Below are 22,359 nucleotides of genomic sequence, written 5' to 3'. Positions count from 1 at the left end.
CCGTTGATCGGTTACTGTAAATCCAGCCTGACAGTCGTGGCCAGGGCAAAACGTCAGACAACGGGGACAAATCGGGTGCGGCGTCTTGCCCTGGGAATGGTGACCCTCCTGGCCCTGGCCGGCATTGCGCTCGGCCTGACGCGGCTGCGCGCGCCGCTCGGCGGGCTGGCGGTGGCGCCGCTGGCGGTGGGGGAGATCCCGGCGACGGTCTACCGCCCCGCATCCGGCGGCGCGGCGCCGGTCGTCGTCATCGCGCATGGCTTCGCCGGCTCGCAGCAGATGATGCAGCCCTTCGCCACCACGCTCGCCCAGGCCGGCTTCACCGCGGTGACCTTCGACTTCCCCGGCCATGGCCGGAACCCCACGCCGCTCTCGGGCGGGCTGTCGGACGACAAGGCGGCCTCGGGCGTGCTGCTCGAGGCGCTGGGCCGGGTGGCCGCGGCGGCGCGGCCGCTCGGCGACGGGCGGCTGGCGCTGCTCGGCCATTCCATGGCGGCCGACATCGTCATCCGCTGGGCCTTCGCCCGGCCGGAGGCCGCGGCGACCGTGGCCTTCTCCGGCTTCGGGCCGGAGGTCACGGCCGACCAGCCGCGCAACCTGCTGGTCGCGGTGGGGGCCTGGGAGCCCGCCTTCCTGCAGGAGGCGGCGCGGCGGATCGTGGCGCTGGCCTCTCCCGGCCCGCCGGAGCCCGAGACGACCTATGGCGCGTTCGACGCCGGCACCGCCCGCCGCCTGGTGCTGGTGCAGGGGGTCGAGCATATCGGCATCCTCTATGCCCGGCAGAGCCTGGCCGAGGCCCGCGCCTGGCTGAACGCCGCCTTCGGCCGCGACGGCGAGGGAATGCTCGACGCGCGCGGCGGCGCGATCGGCCTGCTGCTCGGCGGGCTGCTGGCGCTGGCCTGGCCGCTCTCGCACCTGCTGCCGCGCGCCGCGGCGGCGCCGGGCGGCGGCGGCCTGCCCTGGCGGCGCTTCTGGCCGGTGGCGGTGCTGCCCGCCGTCGCCACGCCGCTGCTGCTGCGGCTGCTGCCCACCGGCTTCCTGCCCATCCTGCTCGGCGACTACCTGACGGTGCATTGCGCGGCCTACGGCGCGCTGACCGCGGCCGGGTTGTGGTGGGCGCGGCGCGGCGAGGCGCCGGGCGCGCGCGCCGCCCCGCTGGCCGTCGCCGTCGCGGCGCTGGCGATCGCCGCCTATGCCATCCTCGGCTTGGGCCTCGCGCTCGACCGCTTCGTGCTGTCCTTCCTGCCGGCGCCGCACCGCGCCTGGCTGGTGCCGCTGATCCTGCTCGGCACCCTGCCCTGGTTCCTGGCGGACGAATGGGCGACGCGCGGGACAGCGGCGGCGCGGCTGGCCTATCCGGCGACCAAGGCGCTGTTCCTGCTTTCGCTGCTCGGCGCGGTGGCGCTCGACGCGCGGCGGCTGTTCTTCCTGATCATCATCGTGCCGGTGATGCTGGTCTTTCTGGTGGTCTTCGGGCTGTTCGGCCGCTGGAGCTTCCGCGCCACGGGGTCGCCGCTGCCGGCGGCGCTGGCCAATGCGCTGGCGCTGGCCTGGGCGATGGCGGCGACGTTTCCGGTGGTGCCGCGGTAGGAAGAGGCGGGGCGGGAAGGCGGCATGTTCCCCGCCTTCGCGGAGGACCCGGTCCAGCGGTGCCCGCACCGGCCGGGAGGCGTGCTGCGGCACGCGATCCGCAGCGGCCATTCGGCGAACCAGCCCCATGCGGCCCGTCCCGCCGCGGGCCCGGCGCTAACGCAGGTGGTATCGGATGCGGCGCCCTATCAGGGCATAGGTCCGTCGCCTGCCCCGGCAGGTCTTTCGGTCTGCCCCTTCCTCGGCAGCTTGAGGCGCGCTGCGTCCAAGCTCGCACTAGGCTGCGGCGATGCGCCACCGGACTGGCTGCCGTAAGACCCTTCACCTTCCAGTCGCATGATCTCCTGCCACCGGCGCATGGCGTCTTCCTCAAGCGCGCACCATTCGCTCGCGGCTTCCTTGGCGTCGATGACACACGCGCCGAGCCTGCGGCGGATGTTCTTCAGCCTGGCTTCCTTCTCGACGAAGAAGGCCGCCTTCCGGTTCGGACCGAGCGCAGTGCGAATGACGGTGAGGATGCCGGGCAGCGGCGACAACAACGCGATGAAGGTCAGATTGCTGAAGACTTTCGCATCCGGAAACACGGACGCCACGACGGTCAAGGCAAACGACGTCACCACGGTCAACCAGACCAGCGTCTCCGACATGGCCCCGTTGCAGCGGCGGAGCCAGGTATTCAGACGAATGTCGGCTTCGAGTTCTTTCTCAAGGTTGTAGGACATCGCATCATCGCTGAAATGGGAGGTCAGCCTGCATGGGTGCCTTGGGCGACGTCAGAATTCATGGGATCGGCCGCCCAGGGTCCGGCCCTCGCCCATTGCCGACGATTCTATCCAATCTATTAACCGGCCCCTGCCCGCCTCCTTCCCGCGACAACACCCGGCCCGCAGAACGGAAACATGGGGTTCGGGGAGGGAACGCTTTCCCCCACCCCGACATTTGTTTGCCTCCATCGATCAGGAAACCCCGCATGGACATCAGGCGCGCGGGCACCCAGCCCTCCGGCAAGGGGCCATCGGACTGGTTCACCGGCATCGTCCGGATCGACCCGCTGTTCAGCCCGCCCGACCCCGCCCGGGTCGCCGGTGCCCTGGTCACCTTCGAGCCCGGCGCCCGCACCGCCTGGCACACCCACCCGCTCGGCCAGACCCTGGTGGTCACCGCCGGCTGCGGCCGGGTGCAGCGGGAGGGCGGGCCCATCGAGGAGATCCGCCCCGGCGACGTGGTCTGGTTCCCGCCCGGCGAGAAGCACTGGCACGGCGCCGCCCCCACCACCGCGATGTCGCATATCGCCATCCAGGAGAAGCTGGACGGCAGTGCGGTGACCTGGATGGAGCAGGTGAGCGAGGCGCAGTACGGCGGCTGAGGAAGGCCGGCCCGGCGCTATGGCAAGCCGCGCCGGATCGGCCGACGGCATCCCGCCACGCCGCCGCGGGTCGGAGAAGGCCAGCGCGGGCGGCCCGGACAGGGCCAGCAAGGCGGCAAAGCCGGTGAGCGCGCGAGCAGCGTCCGGGCGCTGGGCCGGCCATGCCCATCCCTCGTTCCGGCAGGCCAAGCTGGGCCGCGCCGGGCCTCTCGCCGGCCGCGCCGCGGTGGCACCGGTCGCCGCGAACCGGGCCCGGCCGCCTCAGCATCCTTGCGCATAACCGATCGGCTATATAGCCTTCCGGCTATGCAGGACAGGCTCGACCGGACCTTTGCCGCCCTGGCCGACCCGACCCGCCGCGCCATCCTGGCCCGGCTGGCCCATGGCGAGGCCACCGTCGCCGAGCTGCAGAAGCCCTTCAGCATCAGCCAGCCGGCCATCTCGAAGCACCTCAAGGTGCTGGAGGGCGCCGGGCTGATCGAGCGCGGCCAGGACCGCCAGGCGCGGCCCCGCCGGCTGCGCCTGGCGGCGGTGGACGAGACCAGCGCCTGGCTCGACCAGCTCCGCAGCCTCTGGACCGACAGCTTCGACCGGCTGGACACGCTGCTGCGGTCACCCGGCACTGAGGCCCCCCACACCCAGGACAGGAAAGGCTGACCCATGGCTGCCGCCGAACCGGGACCCGAGTTCACCATCACCCGGCTGTTCCGGGCGCCGCGCCGGCGGGTCTGGGATGCCTGGACGAAGCCCGAGATGCTGGCGCAGTGGTTCGGCCCGAAGGGCGTCACCACCACCGTCCTCCGCTTCGAGCTGCGGCCGGGCGGCCTGCTGCATGCGCGGATGGAAATGCCGGAGGGCGGCACGATGTGGGCGCGCTTCGTTTATCGTGAGGTCGTCCCGCCCGCCCGCCTGGTCTGGGCGCATGCCTTCGGCGATGCGGCGGGCAATATCGCGCCCTCTCCCTTCGGTGGCGCCTGGCCGCCGGAGCTGCTGACCACCGTGACCTTCGAGCCGGCATCGGGCGAGGCCGAGGCGACGCAGGTGACGCTGCGCTGGTCGCCGATCGAGGCGACGGCCGAGGAGCGCGCGGCCTTCGCCGCCGCCATCCCGTCGATGAGCGGCGGCTGGGGCGGCAGCTTCGACCAGCTCGACCGCTTCCTCGGCTGACGGGCGGCGCACGGAGGTCCGATCCGCGGCCAGAAGGGCCGGGCGCCGGCATCGGCACCACCAAGGGCCGCGGCTGCGCCCGGCATGCCTGTCCGGGCACGGGATTCGTTGCGCTTTGCCCGGCTCCGTGCGATAGGAATAATGTCAGCGGACGGAGTTTGTCCGAAACCGCGCATGGCATCCCCGGAAGGCCGGCCGAGGCGCCTCAAAGCCTGAAAGCTAAAACCCGTGCGGGCGCGGCGCCGGGCAGGACCGCGGCTTTCCCGGCGAAAAGACCGGATCGGCCTCAACCCGGTTGAGGCGGCTTGAAGCCGCCCCACTCGCCCGCCCGGGGCTTCCGCCGCCGCTTCAGGAAGCGCCGCACCTGCCGCAGGCCCAAGGCCACCACCACCGCCACCACGGGGATGGCAACGCCCGTCACCAGGTCGGGGTCGAGCTTCGCCCCGCCCGCCTTGAGGCCCTTCGCGACATAGCCGACCAGCCCGACGACGTAGTAGGTCACCGCCGCGATCGACAGCCCCTCCACCGTCTCCTGCAGCCTCAGCTGCTGCTGCGCCCGGCGGTTCATCGAGGCCAGCACTTCCTGGTTCTGCCGCTCGCGCGTGAGATCGACGCGGGTGGACAGCAGCGCCGTCGCCCGTGCCACGCGGCGGGACAGCGCATCCTGCCGCGCCGCGATGGCCCGGCAGGTGTTCATCGCCGGCGCCAGGCGGCGCTCGGTGAACTCCTGCAGCGTCTGCACGCCCTCGATCCGCACCTCGCGGAGCTCGGCGATGCGGCGCTGCACCAGCTCGTAATAGGCATCGGCCGCGCTGAAGCGGTACAGCGACTCGGCCTCGCGCGCCTCCACCTCGGCGGCCAGGTTGGTCAGCCGCTCCAGCAGCTCCGGCTCGTCCGCGTCGCTCGCCTTCACCAGGGCGCTGATGATCCGCGCCAGTTCCTGCTCGGACCGCGTCAGGAAGGGGCCGATCTCGCGCGCCATGGGCAGCGCCAGCAGCGCCAGCATCCGGTAGGTGTCGATCTCCAGCAGCCGCTGCACGTAGCGGCCGGCCTGGCGCGGGCTCATCCCGCCGTCGAGCACCAGCATCCGGCTGAAGCCGCCGGTATGGATGCGGAAATCGGTGAAGGCGTGCGCGAGGCCGCCGGCCATCTGCCCGCCGGCCAGGACGTTGCCGGCAAACAGCCGATCCGAGATCGTGTCCAGGTCGGGCGCCGCCGCGGCGGAGGACAGCAGCCCGACATGCGCCGCCACCAGCAGCCGGCCGGGCAGCGCCTCGACCCAATCGGCCGGGACGGTGGCGATGGCCGGCTCGGTGAAGGGGTCGTCGCCGGCCAGCGGGGCGGAGACGTCGCCCTTCAGGGGCGCGAAGATCATGATGCGGTGGAACTCGGTGTGGCTTTCCCATTTCAGCCGGAAGGGGCCGAAATCGGCGCTGAAATGGCTGGCCCCGGGCAGCGGCGGTGCGACCGCCATGCGCTGCGCCAGCGCCACCACCGCCTCCCAGGCCGCGTCGCGTCGCGCCGGGTCGTTCAGCAGCGCGAGGTAGGAGACGCGCAGCGGCGGCGCCATCGCCTCCGGCGGCCGGGCATGGACCTCGTCGTTCAGCTCGAGCCGCTGCGGGTGGGACGCGGGCAGGATCATGCGGTGACGGCGGCCAGCGCGCCGGCCTCCTCGGCGATCCGCAGAAGGATGCCGGCGACCTCGGCCGGCCGCTCCTCATGGGCGAGGTGGCCGAGCGCCGGCAGGTCGAGGATCCGGGTGCCCGGCACCGCGGCGCGGATGCGCCGGGCGTCGGAGGGCGGCACGGTCCGGTCATGCCCGCCGACCACCAGCACCAGGGGCACGGAAAGCGCCTTCAGGTCGCGCAGCAGCGGCCGCAGCTCCCAATGCGCCATCATGCCGAGCGCCGCGGCGACATGCCCGGGCTGCCGCACCAGCCGGCCATAGAGCTCGACGCCGCGCGGATCGAGGGTCGAGCCGGTGTCGCGCAGCAGGCGTTCGACCAGGCCGCGGTCGCCGGCGCGCCAAGCGAAGAACCAGGGCACCGCGGGGAGGCCGGAGAGCAGCCGGGCGATGGGGGAGAAGATCTGCCCGGCCAGCCCCTCGAAGGGCAGCAGCGCGGCGTTGAGCCCGACCAGCGCCCTTGGTGCTATGCCGCCGTCGAGCGTCATCCGGGCGATCACCGCGGCGCCGGCGGAATGCCCCGCGGCGAGCGCCGGCTTGAGGCCGAGCGCGCGCAGCAGTGTGGTGACGCCGCGCGCCATGCCGGGCAGCGACAGCCCCTCGGCGCGCGGCCGCTGGGTGAAGCCATGGCCGGGCAGGTCGGGCGCGACGACGGTGAAGTGCCGGGCGAGCAGGGGCAGCAGGTCGCGCCAGGAATGCGTCGCGGCGCCGGTGCCGTGGACCAGCAGGAGCACGGGGCCGCTGCCGGCGACCTGGACGTGCCAGCGCAGGCCGCCCGCGGTGACGAACCGGCTGGAACTCCGGTTCGGCCAGTCCGCGGGGATCAACGGCCTTCCAGGGGGCTTTGCCCCCTGGCCCCCCACCGGGGACCGGGTCGGTCCCCGGACCCCGACCCGCGTTCGCGGCTCATGCCGCCTCGGCCTTCACGGCGCGGGAGAGCGTCGCTGCGTCGGCGTAGGGCAGCGCCAGGTACTTGGCGCCCATCTCGGCGGCCAGCCGCCGGCCGGCCTCGGCCGGGCGGGGAGAGACATCGACCAGCACGCAGGCGACGCGGGCGGCGCGCAGCGCCCGGGCGGCCTCCAGCGCCTCGGCCTCGGCCCGGGCACGGCCGCCGGCGCCGTCGCGGGCGACATTGGCGCGGCCATCGGTCAGCATCACCAGCAGCGGGGTCTGTCCCTTCCGCCGCACCGCATCGGCCAGGGCCAGGGCCGCGTCGAGCGCCGCGGCCACCGGCGTCCCGCCGCCGCCGGGCAGCCCGGCCAGGCTGCGCTTGGCCCGCACTAGCGAGCTGGTCGGCGGCAGCAGCAACTCGGCCCCGGTGCCGCGGAAGGCCAGCAGCGCCACCTTGTCGCGGCGCACGTAGCAATCCGCCAGCAGCAGCTCGACCGCGCCCTTCGCCTCGCCGAGCCGGTGCAGCGCGGCGGAGCCGGAGGCGTCGACGGCGAAGATCGTCGCCGTCTCGGAGCGCTGCCGGAAGCGGCGGATGCGCAGGTCCTCGCGCCGGATCTCGATCCGACGCGGCGTGTCCTCACCGGGCCGGATCTCGATCCGGCGCGGCATGTCCTCACCGGGCCGCGCCGCGATCGGCGCCGCGCTCCGCCGGCGCAGCCGCTGCCAGGGCGCCGCAGCCCGCAGCGTCTCGACCAGCGCCAGGCGCGCGCCGCCCCGAGGCTCCCCGGCGCGGACGCCGATCGGCCTGCCGCGCCGCGGCGAGGCCTTCTGCGCCCCGGCCTTGCCGGGCGTGCGCGAGCGCGCCGCCTCGCCGAGCTTGAGCCCGTCCAGCAGGTGCGCCGGCACCGCCGCCGCGGCGGCGGCAAGGATCATGTCCTGCAGCGCCTGCGGGTCGGGCAGGTCATCCTCCTCGCCCGGGTCGGGCGGCGGCTCGGGCGCCGGCTGCTCCGCCTCGGATCCGGGCTCCTCCGCGGGCGCCTCGGCCGGCAGTACCAGGGCGCGCGGCCCCAGCACCAGCCGTGCCGCGAGCGCAGCGTCGTCCTCGGTCACCGCGTCGCGGCCGGCCAGCGCCGCCGCGGCCCTGGCCGCCCGCAAGGCCAGGACCGGTGCCCGCAACGTGCCGATGCCGAGGGCCAGCGCGGTGCCGCAGAGCGCCACGAGGATGTCGTCGCCGGCGGTGACGGCGGGCAGCCGCGCCCGCGCCGCGGCGACATCCGGCGCCTCGCCCTCCGCCTCGCGCGGCGCGATGGCGTGCAGGTCGAGGCGGAAGGCCAGGCGTTCCAGCAGGGCGGCGGGCGGTGCCTCCTCCGGCGCCAGGCCCTCGTCGAGGGCCACCACGGCCAGCCGCGCCGGGGCCCGCAGCGCCAGGCCGTCGCGCTCGGCGATGGCCTCGCCGGTGTCGAGCGCCATGGCCAGATGCGCCGCGGTATTGGCGGTGACGCGCTCGGCCATGGCCAGGACCAGCACGCCGCCATCGGCCTCGGCCAGCAGGCCGCGCTCGGCCACCGGGCGGCCGGATTGCAGGGTCGCGGTCAGGTCGAGCCCGCCGAGCAGCCGGCTGTCGCCAACCGCGAGCGGCACGCGGCGCCAGGGCGTGCCCGCCGGCAGCAGGCCGCGCAGCAGGGCCAGCCACGCGTCGCGCACCGGCCCCGGCATGGCGCGGAGCGAGGCGCCGCCGAGCCCGGCCGGGTCGATCGCCAGCAGCGCGGCGGCCTGCATGGCCTCCGCCCAAGGGGTCGGGTCGTCGGGCCCCTGCGTGGTCACGGGCCGAACAACTCCTGCACCGCGCGCTCCACCCGGGTGCCGGCCACCGCCTCGTCCAGCGGGTTGCGGCGGAGCCGGTGGCGCAGGGCGGGCGGGGCGACGCGGCGCAATTCGGCATCGCCGACCGCGGCGCTGCCCTCGAGCGCCGCGAGCGCCCGGGCGGTGCGGATCAAGGTCAGCTCGCCGCGGAGGCCATCGGTGCCGAGCGAAAGGCAGAGCTGCGCCGCGCGCTCATAGGCCGTGTCCGGCACCGCGACCTGCGCCAGCCCCTCGCGCGCCGCGAGGATGCGCCCGCGCAACTCGGCCTCGGCGCCACCCCATTGCGCGGCGAAGCCGGCGGGGTCGCGGTCATAGGCATCGCGCCGGCGGATCACCTCGATCCGGCTCGGCAGGTCGCCGGGGGTGCGGACCTCGACCGAAAGGCCGAAGCGGTCGAGCAATTGCGGCCGCAGCTCCCCCTCCTCGGGGTTGCCGGAGCCGACCAGGACGAAGCGGGCGGGGTGGCGGATGGACAGTCCCTCGCGCTCCACCACGTTCTCGCCGGAGGCGGCGACGTCGAGCAGGAGGTCGACCAAGTGGTCCTCCAGCAGGTTCGCCTCGTCTATGTAGAGGAAGCCGCGATTGGCGCGGGCCAGCAGGCCGGGCTCGAAGGCCTTTTCGCCATTGGCCAGCGCCCGCTGGATGTCGAGCGCGCCGACCACCCGGTCCTCGGTCGCGCCGAGCGGCAGGTCGACCACGGGGACCGGCGCCATCCGCGTGCGCAGCGGGCCGCGGGCCTGGCGGGCACGGCAGTCGTCGCAGAGCGCGCGGGCATCGCCGGGGTCGCAGCGATAGGCGCAGCCCTCGACCACGGGGATGTCCGGCAACAGGCCGGCGAGCGCCCGGATGGCGGTGGACTTGCCGGTGCCGCGGTCGCCGAAGGCGAGCACGCCGCCGATCCCGGGATCGACCGCCGCCACCAAGATGGCCAGCTTCATCTCGTCCTGGCCGACGATCGCGGAAAATGGGAACGGGACTCGCTGGCTCATGGGGCCCCGTCCGGACATGCAGGCTGCGGCATATGTGGCTCCGGCGCGGCCGTGGGGGCCGCGCCGGGTCTAGTCTAGCCTCAGGGCTTCGCCGCCCAAACCGCGCACCAGCCCTCGGGGCTGATATTGCCGGCGACGATGGCGCAGGCATTCGGCGGCTGGAAATGCAGGCAGCCGCCGCATTTCTGGCCATCCTTCGGCTTGTCCTGGTACATGACCATGGAGCCCTGCAGCTTGTCCTGCGCCTTGGCGGGACGAATGGCGATCGGGGCCAAAGCGGCCAGGCCGGCGGCCTGCAGGACGGCACGGCGCGGTTTCGGGGTCTTGTTGTCTGACGTCACCCTGGAAATCTCCTCAATGTTCATCCGGCCGCGGGTAGATTGGTGCCGTTCCGGCTTTTGCCAATCCGCCGGACCGCGCCTGCCGGGGAGCCTTCGCAGGCTCCCCGCCGACCTCAGGCCGCCCGCTGCAGGCTGAACCGCGCCCAGATCTCGCCGAGGGCGAAGACCAAGTGGTCTATGTCGGCGTCCGAATGCAGCGGGCCGGGGGTCAGGCGCAGCCTTTCCGTCCCGCGCGGGACGGTCGGGTAGTTGATCGGCTGCACGTAGATCCCGTACTGGTCGAGCAGCAGGTCGCTGATCTCCTTGCAGACCACCGGGTCACGTACCATCACCGGGACGATGTGGCTGGGGTTGTCGAGATGCGGCACGCCGATCGCGTCCAGCCGGCGGCGGACGGTCGCCGCACGCTCCTGCAGCGCGTCCCGCTCGAGGCTGCTGGCCTTCAGGTGGCGGATGCTGGCCAGCACGCCGGCGGCGACCGCGGGCGGGATCGCTGTCGTGAAGATGAAGCCCGAGGCATAGCTGCGGACGAAGTCGCACATCGCGGCCGACCCGGCGATGTAGCCGCCGACCACGCCGAAGGCCTTGGCGAGCGTGCCCTCGATGACCGTCAGCCGGTGGGCGACGCCGTCGCGTTCGGTGATGCCGCCGCCGCGCTTGCCGTAGAGGCCGACCGCATGGACCTCGTCCACATAGGTCATGGCGCCGTATTCGTCGCAGACGTCGCAGAGCTCGGCGATCGGGGCGATGTCGCCGTCCATGGAATAGACGCTCTCGAAGGCGACCAGCTTCGGGGTTTCCGGGTTCAGGTCGGCCAGCTTGCGGCGCAGGTCCTCGGGGTCGTTATGGGCGAAGACCCGGCGCTCGGCCCGGCTGTGGCGGATGCCCTCGATCATCGAGGCGTGGTTCAGCTCGTCGGAGACGATGACGCAGCCCGGCATGCGGCCGGCAAGCGTGGACAGGCTGGCCCAGTTCGACATGTAGCCGCTGTTGAACAGCAGCGCCGCCTCGGTGCCGTGCAGGTCGGCCAATTCCTGTTCGAGCAGCACGTGGTAATGGTTGGTGCCGCCGATGTTGCGCGTGCCGCCGGCCCCGGCGCCGCACTTGTCCAGCGCCTCGTGCATCGCCGCCAGCACCTTCGGGTGCTGGCCCATGCCGAGATAGTCGTTCGAGCACCAGACGGTCACGTCCTGCGCGCCGCGCGAGCGGTGGTGCACGGCGCGCGGATAGGCGCCGGCCTGGCGTTCGAGATCGGCGAAGACGCGGTAGCGCCCCTCGCGGTGCAGGGTGCCGATCTGCTTCTTGAAGAACGCCTCGTAGTTCATGGTACCTCCCTCTGGCCTCACCGGGCCTCACGGCAGGGCATCGACGACCGCACCGATGCTGGACACGCGGGCGCCGTTCATGCGGCGGGCGCCGTACCGGCGCGGAAGCGCGCCGGGTGGATGTCGGGCTGCGCCGGCTTCGGCGCCGCCCGCGAACGAAGGCCCCATTTCCACAGCGCCTCGGCCGGGATGGGGAGGACGAGGAACCAGTGCTCCAGCGTCGCCAGCGCCGCGAGGGTGCCGAGGAAGGTGAAACCGGCGGCCTGGAAGTCGGTCGCCCCGGGCGCCAGGGCGAGGTGGAAGAGCAGCGCGGTCAGCAGGGTCGCCAGCGTCACCGCGAAGGGGAAGAGCAGGTTCATCGGCCGGCGCAGGAAGAAGCTGCCGAGATAGCGAAGGTGCGGCGGCAGGAAATTCTCGTTCAGGTTGCGCGCCCCGAGGAAGACATTGAGCTTGGCGCTCTGCCGCATCCCCCAGATCAGCAGGTAGGTCCAGGTGCCGACCTGGTTCGGCTGGCCCCAGGTGACGGCGACCACGGCGACCGCGCCGACGAGGATCGCCAGTTCGTGGTAGAGGATCGCCCGCAGCGCCAGGGTGAAGCGGCGCCAGCCCGTGGCCTCCGCCGGGCAGGGCGCGCGGGACGGGCCGGTGGCGTAGCCCATCAGGAAGGCCATCTCCTGCCAGGCCCAGGCGAGCAGCCCGCAGGAGAAGGCGCAATAGGCGCCGAGCACCGAGGCATCCGCGCTGCTGGCCGAAAGCCCCCAGAGCGCCGCGGCGAGGACGAGCGTCGCCCCCGCCATGCTGATGCGGTAGGTCCGCGCCGGCAGCCCGTCCAGCCACAGGATCGCGCCGGTGCTGAACCACCAGATGAACAGCGCGAAGAGGGCGGGAAGGGCGAAGTCGGCCATGCTACCAGGCCGGCGCCATGCGGACATCGGCCGGCAGCGCCGCATGCTTGCCGGGCAGCAAATAGAGCCGCGCGAAGGTCGCGCCGGCCGAGAGCTTGAGGCCGGTGCGGCGGAGCGAGGCGCCGAGGCCGCTCCGGCCCTTCAGCGCGGCAAGCTTCTCGGTGATCTCGAACAGCCGGTCGAGGCCGCGCCGGAAGGCCGGGCGGTCGGTGTCAAGCGTCACCGGGAATACCTGGGTGCAGATGGCGGTGCAGGTCTGGAAGACGCGGTGGTCGTATTCCGTCGGCGTCATGCCGAGCGCCTTGTGGAATTCCGGCCGGCCGTGGTCGCGCACGTACATCGTCGCGTAGACCGCCAGCTGGAAGAACTTGACCCAGAGCTTGTTGCGCCCCTGCAGCAGGTGCGGGTTGGCGCGCATCAGCAGGGCGAAGGCCTCGCCGTGGCGGAACTCGTCGTTGCACCACTTCTCGAACCACATGAAGATCGGGTGGAAGCGCAGCTCGGGGTGCTTCTCGAACTGGCGGAAGATGGTGATGTAGCGGGCGTAGCCGATCTTCTCGGACAGGTAGGTCGCGTAGAAGATGAACTTCGGCGAGAAGTAGTGGTACTTCTTCGCCTTGGTCAGGAAGCCGAGATCGACGCCGATCCCGATATCCTTCAGCGCGTCGTTGATGAAGCCGGCATGGCGGGCCTCGTCGCGGCTCATCACCCCGAACAGGTCCTTCATGTCCGGGTTCTTCACCCGCTTCCTGATCTCGGCGTAGAGGACGCAGCCGCTGAACTCGGCGGTGACGGAACTGACCAGGAATTCCTTCAGCTCGGCCTGCAGCCCGGGCGGCAGGTCCTCCATCCGGAATTCGTCGAAGGCGGCGGAGCGGACGAAGTGGCCCTTGTTCGGGTCGGACTTGAACTCGGCCATCAGCGCATCCCATTCGGCGCGGATGCTGCTGACGTCGATGCGGTCCATCGCGTCGAAGTCGGTGGTGTAGAAGCGCGGGGTCAGCACCGTGTCGGTGGTGGCCATCCGGGTGGAATCGTTGATCGCCCGCTTCGGGGTGACGGCGTTCATGGCGTTTCCCTCGGCTCGAAGCCGCAGTGGTACAGGTCAGCAAGCTCCAGGATGGCCGAGGCCTCGGTCCAGACCCGCTGCAGCCAGCCGGCGCGGTAGACCGTGGCGCGGCAGGTGAAGCTGACGGCCTGGCCATAGGGTATGCCGGCCGGGGCGCCATGCACCACCACGCGGTCGCCGGGGCGCAAGGTGACGCCTTCCGGGATGGCATGCGCGTGCAGGCTGTCGAAGGTCTGCTCGATATCGACCGTGCAGGGCACCTCGACGGTGCGTCCGCCGGTCAGCCAGGCGAGGGGGCCGTTCATGGCTTGGGCTCCGGGGCAATCAGCAGGCGCAGGAAGACATCCTTGTTGGTGTCGCCGAAGGCATTCAGCTCGACCTCCCGGCCCGTCGCGGTGTCCTGCAGCATGACGCGGCCATCGCGCCAGGCAGCGAGGCGGAAGGGAGCGTCGCGGCCGAGATCGGCCTGGCGCCGGCCGCGCGCGAGCGCCCGCAGCGTGCCGCGGACGAAGCCGTTGGTGCCGGGATCGAAGACCATCACCTCGGCGCCGGTCGCGGCTTCGCGGGCGACAATGGCGCCATCGGCCCGGTCCTCGAAGCGCAGCGAACGTTCCAGCGCCGGCGCGGTGGTGGAGGCGCCGGCGCCGCCGACCAGACCGAAGAGATCGGTGACGGCCAGGGTGAAGGCCAGCAGGCCGAGCCCGATCAGCAGCGGTGCCCGCGGGATCCTGCGGCCTGGGTTGCGCACCGGCATGCTCCCCTCCCCTCCTTCAAGCCGCTTGCGGTTGCGGCAGGTCGGCACTGCCCGGCTTGGCGCCGGCGGTCGCCATGGCCTGCACCGGGACCGAGGCGGCGCCGGCCAAGGCACGGGCCAGAATCTGCGCGACCGCGCCGGCATCGGCGATGCCGCGCAGGGTCGGCTGCGGCCGCAGCAGGTGCCAGGGGCGCGCATGCGGCCAGAAAAACAGGTAGGAGACGCGGTGCGGCTTCAGCAGCGCCAGGCTGACATCGCCCGAGCCATCGGCATGCAGCTTCGCCGCGGCCGAGCCGACCAGCGCATAGGGCAGGTTCACCGTCATCGACAGCGCGATGCCGAAGCGCATGACCAGGCGGCGGTTGGTGATGGTATAGGCCGTGGTGCGCACCACGCCCCAGGCGAAGACCAGGGCGATGCCGATGACCAGCAGCGAGGGCAGGATGAACCAGAGCGCATCCCGCGCGGTGACGGGCAGCGAGGCGCCGGCCATCAGCACCGAGACGACGCGGGCCGCGACCAGCACGCCGAAATAGGCGGCGAGGCCCGGCAGGTGCAGCGCCCGCCGCGCGAAGGCCCGCTGGTCGGGCCGGCCCTGCCAGAAAATGACCTCACCCTCCGGCAGCTTCTCCGGCAGGCCCCAGACCGGCTCATAGTCGTGTTCCTTGATCACAGCGCCGGCTCCTGCCGGTTCGGGGTGGCGTACATGTAGCCGCCGGCGAAATAGGCGCTGACCTTGTCTTCCTCGAGCAGGGTGATCTGGTCGGGGTTCTTCAGCGCCGGCGCCGCGAGGAACTGGTCGGCCAGCAGCGCGCTGGTATGCGCCTCCCGCCTGCCCGCGTCGAAATTCGCCAGGCCGATCGGGAAGACGACGTTGCGGGCATTCGCGCCCGGCACGGCGATCTCGATGTAGCGCAGGATGACGTCGGAGCGATCGACCCAGAGGTCCTTCACCGTGCCGACGACGCGCTTGTCGGCGGTGATCATGTACCAGCCGCGCGGGTCGATATCCTCATGCGCGATGCTGTATTCCGGTGCGGCGCGGAGCGGGACGATCTTCGGCAGCGAAGCGTCGAAGGTCAGGTCGGGCACGTCGGCGCGCAGGGCATAGGCGGCCGGGCCGACGCCATCGGCGAGCGGGTTGCCGAGCGGCAGCCGCGGCGCGCCGGGGACGCGGGCGGTCGGCGTCAGCAGGCCGGTCAGGTCGCGCTCCTCGCGCCCCGCCACGGTCGGCCCGCCATGCGCCAGGTTCCAGACCTTCGGCTTCGGCGCGCTGCGCGGGTTGATGATGACGAGATCGCCGTTCTGCTCGTGCACCAGGGGGAAGCCTTCCCGCCGGTCCTCGTTGCGGAGGTACATGATCAGGATGATGAAGGCGACGTAGAAGGCGTACAGCGAGAAGAGCGCTGCGTCGAACTGCGTGGAATAGGCGATGTATGTCATGACGCTTGTCTCCTCGCGCTAGGATGCCCCGCGCGACCCGGCCAGGCCGAGCCGCACGTCCTCGGGTTGCAGGTCATTGCCCACCGGCCGCACCAGCGGGCCGATGGCGACGATGGTGGCGAACAGCAGCGCAATCTCGAGCAGGTAGACCAGGCCGTAGCCGGTGACGGGGCCGGCCAGTGCCTCCCCCAGCGCGCCGCGCATGGCGAGGCCGGAGATGGCATCGCGCAGCAGGCCGCCGACGGCGATGGCGCCGCCGGCGCAGGTCGCCTGCACCGCGCCCCAGCTGCCGAGCGCCAGGCCGATCTGCGCCGGCGGTGCGGCGCGCATGCAGGCGGTCAGCGTCGCATGCGCGAAGAGCCCGCCGCCGAAGCCGATCAGCCCGACGCCCAAGGCGAAGACGAAGCCGCTGCTCAGCGGCGCCGCGGCGATGACGGTGGTGAAGGCAAAGGCGCCGCAGAGTGCCCCGGTCGCCGCCACGCGGTGCGCGTCGCCGCCGTCCGAGATGCGCCGCGCTGCGCGGATGAAGCCGATGATGCCGCCCGCCGCGAAGCCCGCGGTCAGCAGCGTGGTCTGCGAGACGGTCAGGCCGAGAATCTGCCCGCCATAGGGTTCCAGCAGCACGTCCTGCATGGCGAAGGCGAAGCTGCCGAGCCCGGTCGCGGTCAGCCGGCGGACCCACTGGCCGGTCCGGCGCAGCTCGTCCCAGGCCTGCTGGAAAGCCGGGCGATCGCGGTCCGGGCGGGTGGCGGCGGGGTTCCGCACCTCCTGCTTCCAGACGGCGACGAGGTTGAGGACGATGCTGACGACGGCGGCGCCCTGGATCACCTGGATCAGCCGCAGCTGGCTGAAATTCGCCAGCAGCGCGCCGAAGGCCAGGGCGCTGAGCAGCATGCCCAGCAGCAGCATGACCGAGAGCAGGGCGACGACCCGCGGCTGCTGCTCGACCGGGGAAAGGTCGGTGGCCAGGGCCAGGCCGACGGTCTGCACGGTATGCATGCCCGCGCCGACGCAGAGGAAGGCGATGCCGGCGGCGACCTGGCCGACGACCGGCGGCGCGAAGGTGTCGCCGGACAGGATGATCAGCGCGAAGGGCATCATCGCCAGACCGCCGAAGATCCAAACCGAGCCGAGCCACACGTAAGGCACTCGCTTCCAGCCCAGCACCGACTTGTACTGGTCCGAGCGGAAGCCGATCAGCGCGCGGAAGGGCGCGAAGACCAGCGGCAGGGAGACCATGACGGCGACCATCCAGGTCGGCACGCCGAGCTCGACGATCATCACCCGGTTGAGCGTGCCGATCAGCAGCACCGCCACCATGCCGACCGAGACCTGGAACAGCGACAGCCGCAGCAGCCGGTCGAGCGGCAGCGTCTCGGACGCCGCATCCGCGAAGGGCAGCAGGTCCGGGCTGAGCTTCATCCAGACGCGGGAGAGCTTCATGGGATCAGTCGAACCCCAGCAGGTCGAAGATGTCGCGGTCCTTCATCGGCGAGGCTTCCAGCGCCGGCGTGCCCGCCCAGAGGCTGGCCGCGAGGCGTAGATACTCGAGCTTCACCGCCTCCAGCTCCGGCGTGCTGTCCATCTCGAACAGCGTCGCCTTCTTCAGGCGGGAGCGGCGGATGACGTCGAGGTTGGGGAAATGCGCCAGGCTCTTCATCCCGGTCGCGGCGTTGAATTTGTCGATCTGGTCGGTGTCGTCGCTGCGGTTGACGATGACGCCGCCGAGCCGGACGTCGTAGTTCTTCGACTTCGCCTTGATCGCGGCGATGATGCGGTTCATCGCGAAGATGCTGTCGAAGTCGTTGGCCGCGACGATGATGCCGCGGTCGGCATGCTGCAAAGGTGCTGCGAAGCCACCGCAGACCACGTCGCCGAGCACGTCGAAGATGACGACGTCGGTCTCCTCCAGCAGGTGGTGCTCCTTCAGCAGCTTCACCGTCTGGCCGACGACGTAGCCGCCGCAGCCGGTGCCGGCCGGCGGGCCGCCCGCCTCCACGCACATCACGCCGTTGTAGCCCTGGAAGACGAAATCCTCGGGCCGCAGCTCCTCGGCGTGGAACTGCACGGATTCCAGCACGTCGATGACGGTCGGGATCAGCGACTTGGTCAGGGTGAAGGTGCTGTCATGCTTCGGGTCGCAGCCGATCTGCAGGACCCGCTTGCCGAGTTTGGAGAAGGCGACCGAGAGGTTGGAGCTGGTCGTGCTCTTGCCGATCCCGCCCTTGCCGTAGACCGAGAAGACCTTGGCGGTGCCGATGGTCATGTTCGGGTCGAGGTGCACCTGCACGCTGCCCTCCCCGTCGAGATGGGAGGCTGTGCGGCCACGGTGCAGCGCGGCATGCGGCGTCTCGATCCTCATGCGGCCTCCTCAGCGGGAAAAATGGGCTTTGGCGTCATACAGGGTCTCCAGCGTGATGCTGGCGAGGCCACGCTCCCCGGCGAAGCGCTCGGTATTGCGCCTCGCCTTGCCACGGACGAAGAACGGGATCTTCCTCAGCTCGGCCTCGGCCTCGGCGGTCCAGCCGGCCGGGCCGGCGGGGGCTTCGGCGATTGCAACGGGGGCTGGCGCAGGCGCGCCGCCGAGATGCGAGGGCGCGGCCTCGGCATGGAACTCGAAATCCTCGCGGAACATGCCTAGCAGGTGTTCCTCGAGGCCCATCATCAGCGGATGGACCCAGGTGTCGAAGAGGACATTCGCCCCCTCGAACCCCATTTGCGGCGAATAGCGCGCGGGGTAGTCCTGCACGTGGACCGGCGCCGAGATCACCGCGCAGGGGATGCCCAGGCGCTTGGCGATGTGGCGTTCCATCTGGGTGCCGAGGATGAGCTCCGGCTGCGCCGCCTGGATCGCCGCCTCGACCTCGAGGTAGTCCTCGCCGATCAGCGGCTCCACATCGTGGAGCTTCGCCGCCTCGCGGATGTCGCGGGCGAATTCGCGGCTGTAGGTGCCGAGACCCACGACCTTGAAGCCCATCTCCTCGGCGGCGACGCGGGCCGCGGCCACCGCATGCGTCGCGTCGCCGAAGACGAAGACCCGCTTGCCCGTCAGGTAGTTGCTGTCGACCGAGCGGGCATACCAGGCGGCGCGCGCCTCCTCGGCGGCCAGCACCGGTGCGGCGTCGATGCCGGCCAGCGCGGCCACTTCCTCGACGAAGGCGCGGGTCGCGTTGGTGCCGATCGGGATGGTCCGCGTCGCCTTCTGGCCAAAGGTCCGGGTCAGCCAGGATGCCGCCTGCCCCGCGACCTCGGGGTAGAGCACCACGTTGAAGTCGGCCTCGCCCAGCCGCGCGAGGTCGGACGGCCGCGCGCCCATCGGCGCGGTCACCCGCACCTCAATGCCCATGCGGCCGAGCAGCCCGGTGATCTCCCTGACATCGTCGCGGTGGCGGAAGCCGAGCGCGGTCGGGCCGAGGATGTTGCAGACGCGCCCCGGGCCGCGCCGGGTGCCGGGCGGCGGCGCATGCGGCCCGGCCAGGGCGCGGACCAGCTGGTAGAAGGTCTCGGATGCCCCCCAATTCTCCTTCTTGGAGTAGGAGGGCAGCTCCAGCGCCACCACGGGGACCGGCAGCCGCAGCGCCTTGGCCAGGCCGCCCGGGTCGTCCTGGATCAGCTCGGCGGTGCAGGAGGAGCCGACGATCATCGCCTCCGGCTCGAAGCGCCGATAGGCATCCAGCGCCGCCGTCTTGAACAGCTCGGCGGTGTCGCCGCCGAGGTCGCGCGCCTGGAAGGTGGTGTAGGTGACGGGCGGGCGCGCGCTGCGCCGCTCGATCATGGTGAAGAGCAGGTCGGCATAGGTGTCGCCCTGCGGGGCATGCAGGACGTAGTGCAGCCCCGCCATCCCCGTGGCGACGCGCATCGCCCCGACATGCGGCGGCCCCTCATAGGTCCAGACGGCGAGCTGCATCGGCCTAGACCCTCAGCTTCTGGCGCCGCACCAGCGGCCGCGCAAAAAGCTCGGCGAGGTCGCCGGCCTGCTCGTAGCCCTGGATCGGCGTGAAGACGAGCTCGATCGACCACTTGGTGGCGAAGCCCTCGGCCTCCAGCGGATTGGCCAGCCCGAGGCCGCAGACGACGAGGTCCGGCTTCTCCGCGCGGCAGCGGTCGAGCTGCCGGTCGACATCCTGCCCCTCGGACAGCAGCACGTCCCGCGGCAGCAGCGGCAGTTCGGCCGCCAGATGCGCGCGGTGAAGATAGGGCGTGCCGATCTCCACCGGACGCATGCCGAGCTCCCGCGCCAGGAAGCGCGCCAGCGGAATTTCCAGCTGGCTGTCGGGAAAGAAGAAGATGCGACGGCCGGCCAGCGCCTCCCGGTGGCGGTCGAGCACGATGCGGGCACGCTGCTCGCCGGCCTCGGTCACCGCGCGGGAGCGGTCGGCGGGAATGCCCCAGGCTCCGGCCGCGGCGCGCAGCCAGCCGGTGGTGCCCTCGGCCCCCAGCGGGAAGGGCGCGGGCAGGTGCACCGCGCCGCGGGCTTCCAGCGCGCGGGCGGTATCGGCCAGGAAGGGCTGCGCCAGCAGCATGCGGGTATTCGGCCCGACCGCGGGCAGCTCGCGCGCCCGGCGCGGCGGCAGGAAGGCGACCGGGCCGATGCCGAGCGCGGCGAAGAGCCGGCGCATCTGGTCCTCCACCACCTCGGCCAGCGCGCCCACCACCAGCAGCGCCGGCGCGCTGGTGACCGAGGCCGGCATCTCCGGCACGAGGGAGGCGAGGCAGGCATCCTCGCCCTGGGTGAAGGTCGTCTCGATGCCGCTGCCGGAGTAGTTCAGCACCCGCACATCCGGCGAATGCGTGCGGTTCAGCCGCTGCGCCGCGCGCGAGAGGTCGAGCTTGATGACCTCGGATGGGCAGGAGCCGACCAGGAAGAGCAGCCGGATGTCGGGCCGCCGCGCCAGCAGCTGGCCGACCACGCGGTCCAGCTCGTCGTTTGCGTCGGCCAGTCCGGCCAGGTCGCGCTCGTCGATGATGGCGGTGGCGAAGCGGGGCTCGGCGAAGATCATCACCCCCGCGGCGGATTGGATCAGGTGCGCGCAGGTGCGGCTGCCGACGACGAGGAAGAAGGCGTCCTGGATCTTGCGGTGCAGCCAGATGATGCCGGTGAGGCCGCAGAAGACCTCGCGCTGGCCACGCTCCCGCAGGACGGGGGCCTCGGTGCAGCCCGCCTGGTCGGCGGGCGACCGGCCGAGGGCTGCGAGGCTGCTCACTTGGAATAGCCCAGCGCGTCGGGCTCGGCGCCGCGCCAGCCGCGCTCGTCACGCCGGGCGGCCCGCAGCTTCATGACGAACTGCATGGCGTTGACGACGTAGGCGGCATAGGCGGCAAGCGCCAGCAGCATCAGGCCCTGCGCGTCGCCGGCGCCGGTCAGCAGCAGGGCGAGGTATGCGGTGTGCAGCCCCAGCACCAGCATACTGAAGACGTCTTCCCAGAAGAAGGCGCGGGCGAAGAGCCAGCGGCCGAAGACCACCTTCTCCCAGATCGAGCCGGTGACCATGATGACGTAGAGCACGACGGTCTTGACCACGACCGAGGCGGTGGCGACTGCATAGCCTTCCCCCGTCGCCAGGAAGTTCAGCACCAGGCCGAGGCTGACGAGGAAGACCGCGAATTGCAGCGGGGCAAGCACGCCCTGCACCAGGGTCCAGGGGGAGGCGTCGCGGCGGCGGCGCTCCTCCTGCGTGTAGAGCGGCCGGCGGGCGGGTGCGTGGCGAGCGTGGCGTCCCGCCACGGTGCCCCAGGGGCAGGAATCGATGGGGGCAGTGAGCTTTGCCAGCACGCCGGACGTAAACATCGCTTGACAACCCTCTGTCCCGAAGGTCCGCTCAGTCGTCGGTCTTGGTCCAGCCAATGCGATCCCGGCCTCCGCGGAGAACCGGCAATTTCTTGGCAGATCCTTCCGGCGTTCCGGCGTGCCTCCCGCAGCGACGATCTCGCTGTCAGGAAGGCTAGGTCCGGTCGCTTTGGAGTGTCAAGCTCGATTGACGTAAGGAGTGATTGACACTCGGTTGCGAGCGGGTCGATAAACTCCGCAACGGGGAGAGGCCCAATGGTGTCCTTGGGAGAGAGCATCGCATCCAGGCACCGGGCCGAGGCACCCTCTGCCGCCGGCCCACCCCCGGCCCGCCTGGGGCTCGATGATGCGCAGAGCCTCTGGCTGCTTCCCGAGCCCGACCAGCGGCAAATCCAGCGCCGCGCCCTGTCCCGGGCGATCGAGGACACCGTCCTGCCCCGGCTGCTGCTGACCCGCGGCACCGCCACGCCCCGCACCGACCTCGATGCCCTGTTCGGCGCCATGCCGACCATGGCGGATGTCGAATCCCTCTGCGCCCTGCTGGTCATCGACGACCACGTCGCCGCCCTGGCGTTGGTCGAGGGGCTGCGCGCGCGGGGCGTGACGCTGCCGCGCGTCTACCTCGACCTGCTGGCGCCGGCGGCGCGCTGGCTCGGCCAGGCCTGGGCGGATGACCGGGCGGACTTCTCGACCGTGACGCTCGGCCTGATGCGGCTGCAGCACATGGTGCGGGACTACGACGACGCGCTGAGCCGCCATGTCAGGCCGCAATCGCGCAACCGCCGCGTGCTGCTGATGAACCCGCCGGGGGAGCAGCACAGCTTCGGCCGCGACATGCTGGCCGCCTTCTTCCGTCAGGCCGGCTGGGATGTCTGGGACCCGGCCCCGCGCGGGGAAGCCGAATTCGCCACCCTGATGCGGCGCGAGAGCTTCCAGGTGATCGGCATCTCGGCGGCGTCCGAGGACCGGCTGGACGCCATCGCCACCTGCATCCGCAGGGTGCGGAAAAGCGTCCGCAACCGCGGCGCCGGCGTGATGGTGGGCGGCCCGATCTTCAACGCCCACCCGGAATTCGTGGCACTGGTCGGCGCCGATGCGACCGCGACCGATGGCGAGCAGGCCATCCTGCAGGCCGAACGGATGCTTTCTTTGATGGCTCATCTGGACTGAGCCGCATGGCGGTA

At 71.8% G+C, this 22,359-nt stretch carries 23 protein-coding genes; 5 read left to right on the top strand and 18 right to left on the bottom strand.

From position 1 onward, the window contains the following. The first annotated feature begins 75 nt into the window (after nucleotides 1–75). Entirely contained in the window at nucleotides 76–1,590 is a 1,515-nt protein-coding gene (locus E2C06_RS40210; protein ID WP_206664462.1) for an alpha/beta hydrolase, read from the top strand. Between the two features lie 188 nt (nucleotides 1,591–1,778). Here the strand turns inward: E2C06_RS40210 and E2C06_RS07380 are convergent, their stop codons facing one another. Next, nucleotides 1,779–2,312 carry a hypothetical protein gene (locus tag E2C06_RS07380; RefSeq protein ID WP_133287955.1) on the bottom strand — a complete coding sequence of 178 codons (534 nt, stop codon included), beginning with the start codon at nucleotides 2,310–2,312 and terminating at the stop codon, nucleotides 1,779–1,781. Nucleotides 2,313–2,560: 248 nt separating this feature from the next. On the opposite strand from E2C06_RS07380, the gene E2C06_RS07375 reads away from it, so the two are divergent. From E2C06_RS07375 to E2C06_RS07365, 3 genes are all read left to right on the top strand, one after another. Then, complete coding sequence (locus E2C06_RS07375) at nucleotides 2,561–2,956, top strand: (R)-mandelonitrile lyase (RefSeq protein ID WP_133287954.1); 396 nt, start codon at nucleotides 2,561–2,563, stop codon at nucleotides 2,954–2,956. A gap of 306 nt (nucleotides 2,957–3,262) precedes the next feature. Then, the gene (locus E2C06_RS07370) at nucleotides 3,263–3,613 is read left to right on the top strand and encodes an ArsR/SmtB family transcription factor (RefSeq protein WP_133287953.1); all 351 of its coding nucleotides are present in this window, start codon (nucleotides 3,263–3,265) and stop codon (nucleotides 3,611–3,613) included. Nucleotides 3,614–3,616: 3 nt separating this feature from the next. Then, nucleotides 3,617–4,123 carry an SRPBCC family protein gene (locus tag E2C06_RS07365; RefSeq protein ID WP_133287952.1) on the top strand — a complete coding sequence of 169 codons (507 nt, stop codon included), beginning with the start codon at nucleotides 3,617–3,619 and terminating at the stop codon, nucleotides 4,121–4,123. A 286-nt stretch (nucleotides 4,124–4,409) separates the two neighbouring features. Here E2C06_RS07365 and E2C06_RS07360 read toward each other — a convergent pair whose 3' ends face one another. From E2C06_RS07360 to bchF, 17 genes are all read right to left on the bottom strand, one after another. Next, on the bottom strand, nucleotides 4,410–5,765 hold the full coding sequence (locus tag E2C06_RS07360) for a DUF3422 family protein (RefSeq protein WP_133287951.1): 1,356 nt from the start codon (nucleotides 5,763–5,765) through the stop codon (nucleotides 4,410–4,412). Continuing rightward, on the bottom strand, nucleotides 5,762–6,634 hold the full coding sequence (bchO, locus tag E2C06_RS07355) for an alpha/beta fold hydrolase BchO (RefSeq protein WP_241671162.1): 873 nt from the start codon (nucleotides 6,632–6,634) through the stop codon (nucleotides 5,762–5,764). Before bchO ends, E2C06_RS07360 begins: the two co-directional genes overlap by 4 nt. Before the next feature lie 79 nt (nucleotides 6,635–6,713). Further along, complete coding sequence (locus E2C06_RS07350) at nucleotides 6,714–8,522, bottom strand: magnesium chelatase subunit D (RefSeq protein ID WP_241671161.1); 1,809 nt, start codon at nucleotides 8,520–8,522, stop codon at nucleotides 6,714–6,716. Next, nucleotides 8,519–9,550 carry a magnesium chelatase ATPase subunit I gene (gene bchI / locus E2C06_RS07345; RefSeq protein ID WP_133287949.1) on the bottom strand — a complete coding sequence of 344 codons (1,032 nt, stop codon included), beginning with the start codon at nucleotides 9,548–9,550 and terminating at the stop codon, nucleotides 8,519–8,521. Before bchI ends, E2C06_RS07350 begins: the two co-directional genes overlap by 4 nt. An 80-nt stretch (nucleotides 9,551–9,630) precedes the next feature. After that, nucleotides 9,631–9,891 (bottom strand): high-potential iron-sulfur protein, encoded by a 261-nt coding sequence (locus E2C06_RS38635; RefSeq protein ID WP_206664461.1) that lies wholly within the window; start codon nucleotides 9,889–9,891, stop codon nucleotides 9,631–9,633. A gap of 113 nt (nucleotides 9,892–10,004) precedes the next feature. After that, entirely contained in the window at nucleotides 10,005–11,216 is a 1,212-nt protein-coding gene (hemA, locus tag E2C06_RS07335; RefSeq protein ID WP_133287948.1) for a 5-aminolevulinate synthase, read from the bottom strand. 77 nt (nucleotides 11,217–11,293) lie between these two features. After that, on the bottom strand, nucleotides 11,294–12,121 hold the full coding sequence (gene puhE, locus E2C06_RS07330; protein ID WP_133287947.1) for a putative photosynthetic complex assembly protein PuhE: 828 nt from the start codon (nucleotides 12,119–12,121) through the stop codon (nucleotides 11,294–11,296). A gap of 1 nt (nucleotide 12,122) precedes the next feature. Beyond that, nucleotides 12,123–13,190 (bottom strand): magnesium-protoporphyrin IX monomethyl ester (oxidative) cyclase, encoded by a 1,068-nt coding sequence (gene acsF / locus E2C06_RS07325; RefSeq protein ID WP_133287946.1) that lies wholly within the window; start codon nucleotides 13,188–13,190, stop codon nucleotides 12,123–12,125. Then, nucleotides 13,187–13,495 carry a hypothetical protein gene (locus E2C06_RS07320; RefSeq protein WP_133287945.1) on the bottom strand — a complete coding sequence of 103 codons (309 nt, stop codon included), beginning with the start codon at nucleotides 13,493–13,495 and terminating at the stop codon, nucleotides 13,187–13,189. The genes acsF and E2C06_RS07320 overlap by 4 nt, the downstream gene beginning before the upstream one ends. After that, nucleotides 13,492–13,944: a photosynthetic complex assembly protein PuhC gene (gene puhC, locus E2C06_RS07315; RefSeq protein ID WP_133287944.1), complete on the bottom strand. Its 453-nt coding sequence runs from the start codon at nucleotides 13,942–13,944 to the stop codon at nucleotides 13,492–13,494. Before puhC ends, E2C06_RS07320 begins: the two co-directional genes overlap by 4 nt. A 16-nt stretch (nucleotides 13,945–13,960) precedes the next feature. Then, a complete protein-coding gene (gene puhB / locus E2C06_RS07310) occupies nucleotides 13,961–14,617 on the bottom strand; it encodes a photosynthetic complex putative assembly protein PuhB (RefSeq protein ID WP_133287943.1) in 657 nt (218 codons plus the stop codon). After that, nucleotides 14,614–15,387 (bottom strand): photosynthetic reaction center subunit H, encoded by a 774-nt coding sequence (gene puhA, locus E2C06_RS07305; protein WP_133287942.1) that lies wholly within the window; start codon nucleotides 15,385–15,387, stop codon nucleotides 14,614–14,616. Before puhA ends, puhB begins: the two co-directional genes overlap by 4 nt. A gap of 18 nt (nucleotides 15,388–15,405) precedes the next feature. Continuing rightward, on the bottom strand, nucleotides 15,406–16,830 hold the full coding sequence (locus E2C06_RS07300; protein ID WP_133287941.1) for an MFS transporter: 1,425 nt from the start codon (nucleotides 16,828–16,830) through the stop codon (nucleotides 15,406–15,408). A 4-nt stretch (nucleotides 16,831–16,834) separates the two neighbouring features. After that, nucleotides 16,835–17,749 carry a ferredoxin:protochlorophyllide reductase (ATP-dependent) iron-sulfur ATP-binding protein gene (gene bchL / locus E2C06_RS07295; RefSeq protein WP_133287940.1) on the bottom strand — a complete coding sequence of 305 codons (915 nt, stop codon included), beginning with the start codon at nucleotides 17,747–17,749 and terminating at the stop codon, nucleotides 16,835–16,837. Nucleotides 17,750–17,758: 9 nt separating this feature from the next. Next, nucleotides 17,759–19,294: a ferredoxin:protochlorophyllide reductase (ATP-dependent) subunit B gene (gene bchB, locus E2C06_RS07290; protein WP_133287939.1), complete on the bottom strand. Its 1,536-nt coding sequence runs from the start codon at nucleotides 19,292–19,294 to the stop codon at nucleotides 17,759–17,761. Nucleotides 19,295–19,298: 4 nt separating this feature from the next. Further along, entirely contained in the window at nucleotides 19,299–20,591 is a 1,293-nt protein-coding gene (locus E2C06_RS07285) for a ferredoxin:protochlorophyllide reductase (ATP-dependent) subunit N (RefSeq protein ID WP_133287938.1), read from the bottom strand. Continuing rightward, entirely contained in the window at nucleotides 20,588–21,175 is a 588-nt protein-coding gene (bchF, locus tag E2C06_RS07280; protein WP_133287937.1) for a 2-vinyl bacteriochlorophyllide hydratase, read from the bottom strand. The genes E2C06_RS07285 and bchF overlap by 4 nt, the downstream gene beginning before the upstream one ends. A 255-nt stretch (nucleotides 21,176–21,430) precedes the next feature. Here bchF and E2C06_RS07275 point away from each other — a divergent pair, with 255 nt between their 5' ends. Continuing rightward, nucleotides 21,431–22,345, top strand: coding sequence for a cobalamin B12-binding domain-containing protein (locus E2C06_RS07275; protein ID WP_133287936.1), 915 nt, complete (start codon nucleotides 21,431–21,433; stop codon nucleotides 22,343–22,345). Nucleotides 22,346–22,359: the final 14 nt, after the last annotated feature.

The sequence above is a fragment of the Dankookia rubra genome (assembly GCF_004355005.1).
GTDB classification, from domain to species: domain Bacteria; phylum Pseudomonadota; class Alphaproteobacteria; order Acetobacterales; family Acetobacteraceae; genus Paracraurococcus; species Paracraurococcus ruber_A.
The sequence above is the reverse complement of the archived record's forward strand: the minus strand, read 5'-3'. Positions and strand labels throughout refer to the sequence as shown.

Excerpts from the sequence above, each read along its gene's own strand:
- E2C06_RS07380 (WP_133287955.1), bottom strand. The coding sequence starts at position 2,312 with ATGTCCTACAACCTTGAGAAAGAACTCGAAGCCGACATTCGTCTGAAT.
- E2C06_RS07375 (WP_133287954.1), top strand. The coding sequence starts at position 2,561 with ATGGACATCAGGCGCGCGGGCACCCAGCCCTCCGGCAAGGGGCCATCG.
- E2C06_RS07370 (WP_133287953.1), top strand. The coding sequence starts at position 3,263 with ATGCAGGACAGGCTCGACCGGACCTTTGCCGCCCTGGCCGACCCGACC.
- E2C06_RS07365 (WP_133287952.1), top strand. The coding sequence starts at position 3,617 with ATGGCTGCCGCCGAACCGGGACCCGAGTTCACCATCACCCGGCTGTTC.
- E2C06_RS07360 (WP_133287951.1), bottom strand. The coding sequence starts at position 5,765 with ATGATCCTGCCCGCGTCCCACCCGCAGCGGCTCGAGCTGAACGACGAG.
- bchI (WP_133287949.1), bottom strand. The coding sequence starts at position 9,550 with ATGAGCCAGCGAGTCCCGTTCCCATTTTCCGCGATCGTCGGCCAGGAC.
- hemA (WP_133287948.1), bottom strand. The coding sequence starts at position 11,216 with ATGAACTACGAGGCGTTCTTCAAGAAGCAGATCGGCACCCTGCACCGC.
- puhE (WP_133287947.1), bottom strand. The coding sequence starts at position 12,121 with ATGGCCGACTTCGCCCTTCCCGCCCTCTTCGCGCTGTTCATCTGGTGG.
- acsF (WP_133287946.1), bottom strand. The coding sequence starts at position 13,190 with ATGAACGCCGTCACCCCGAAGCGGGCGATCAACGATTCCACCCGGATG.
- E2C06_RS07320 (WP_133287945.1), bottom strand. The coding sequence starts at position 13,495 with ATGAACGGCCCCCTCGCCTGGCTGACCGGCGGACGCACCGTCGAGGTG.
- puhC (WP_133287944.1), bottom strand. The coding sequence starts at position 13,944 with ATGCCGGTGCGCAACCCAGGCCGCAGGATCCCGCGGGCACCGCTGCTG.
- puhA (WP_133287942.1), bottom strand. The coding sequence starts at position 15,387 with ATGACATACATCGCCTATTCCACGCAGTTCGACGCAGCGCTCTTCTCG.
- E2C06_RS07300 (WP_133287941.1), bottom strand. The coding sequence starts at position 16,830 with ATGAAGCTCTCCCGCGTCTGGATGAAGCTCAGCCCGGACCTGCTGCCC.
- bchL (WP_133287940.1), bottom strand. The coding sequence starts at position 17,749 with ATGAGGATCGAGACGCCGCATGCCGCGCTGCACCGTGGCCGCACAGCC.
- bchB (WP_133287939.1), bottom strand. The coding sequence starts at position 19,294 with ATGCAGCTCGCCGTCTGGACCTATGAGGGGCCGCCGCATGTCGGGGCG.
- bchF (WP_133287937.1), bottom strand. The coding sequence starts at position 21,175 with ATGTTTACGTCCGGCGTGCTGGCAAAGCTCACTGCCCCCATCGATTCC.
- E2C06_RS07275 (WP_133287936.1), top strand. The coding sequence starts at position 21,431 with ATGGTGTCCTTGGGAGAGAGCATCGCATCCAGGCACCGGGCCGAGGCA.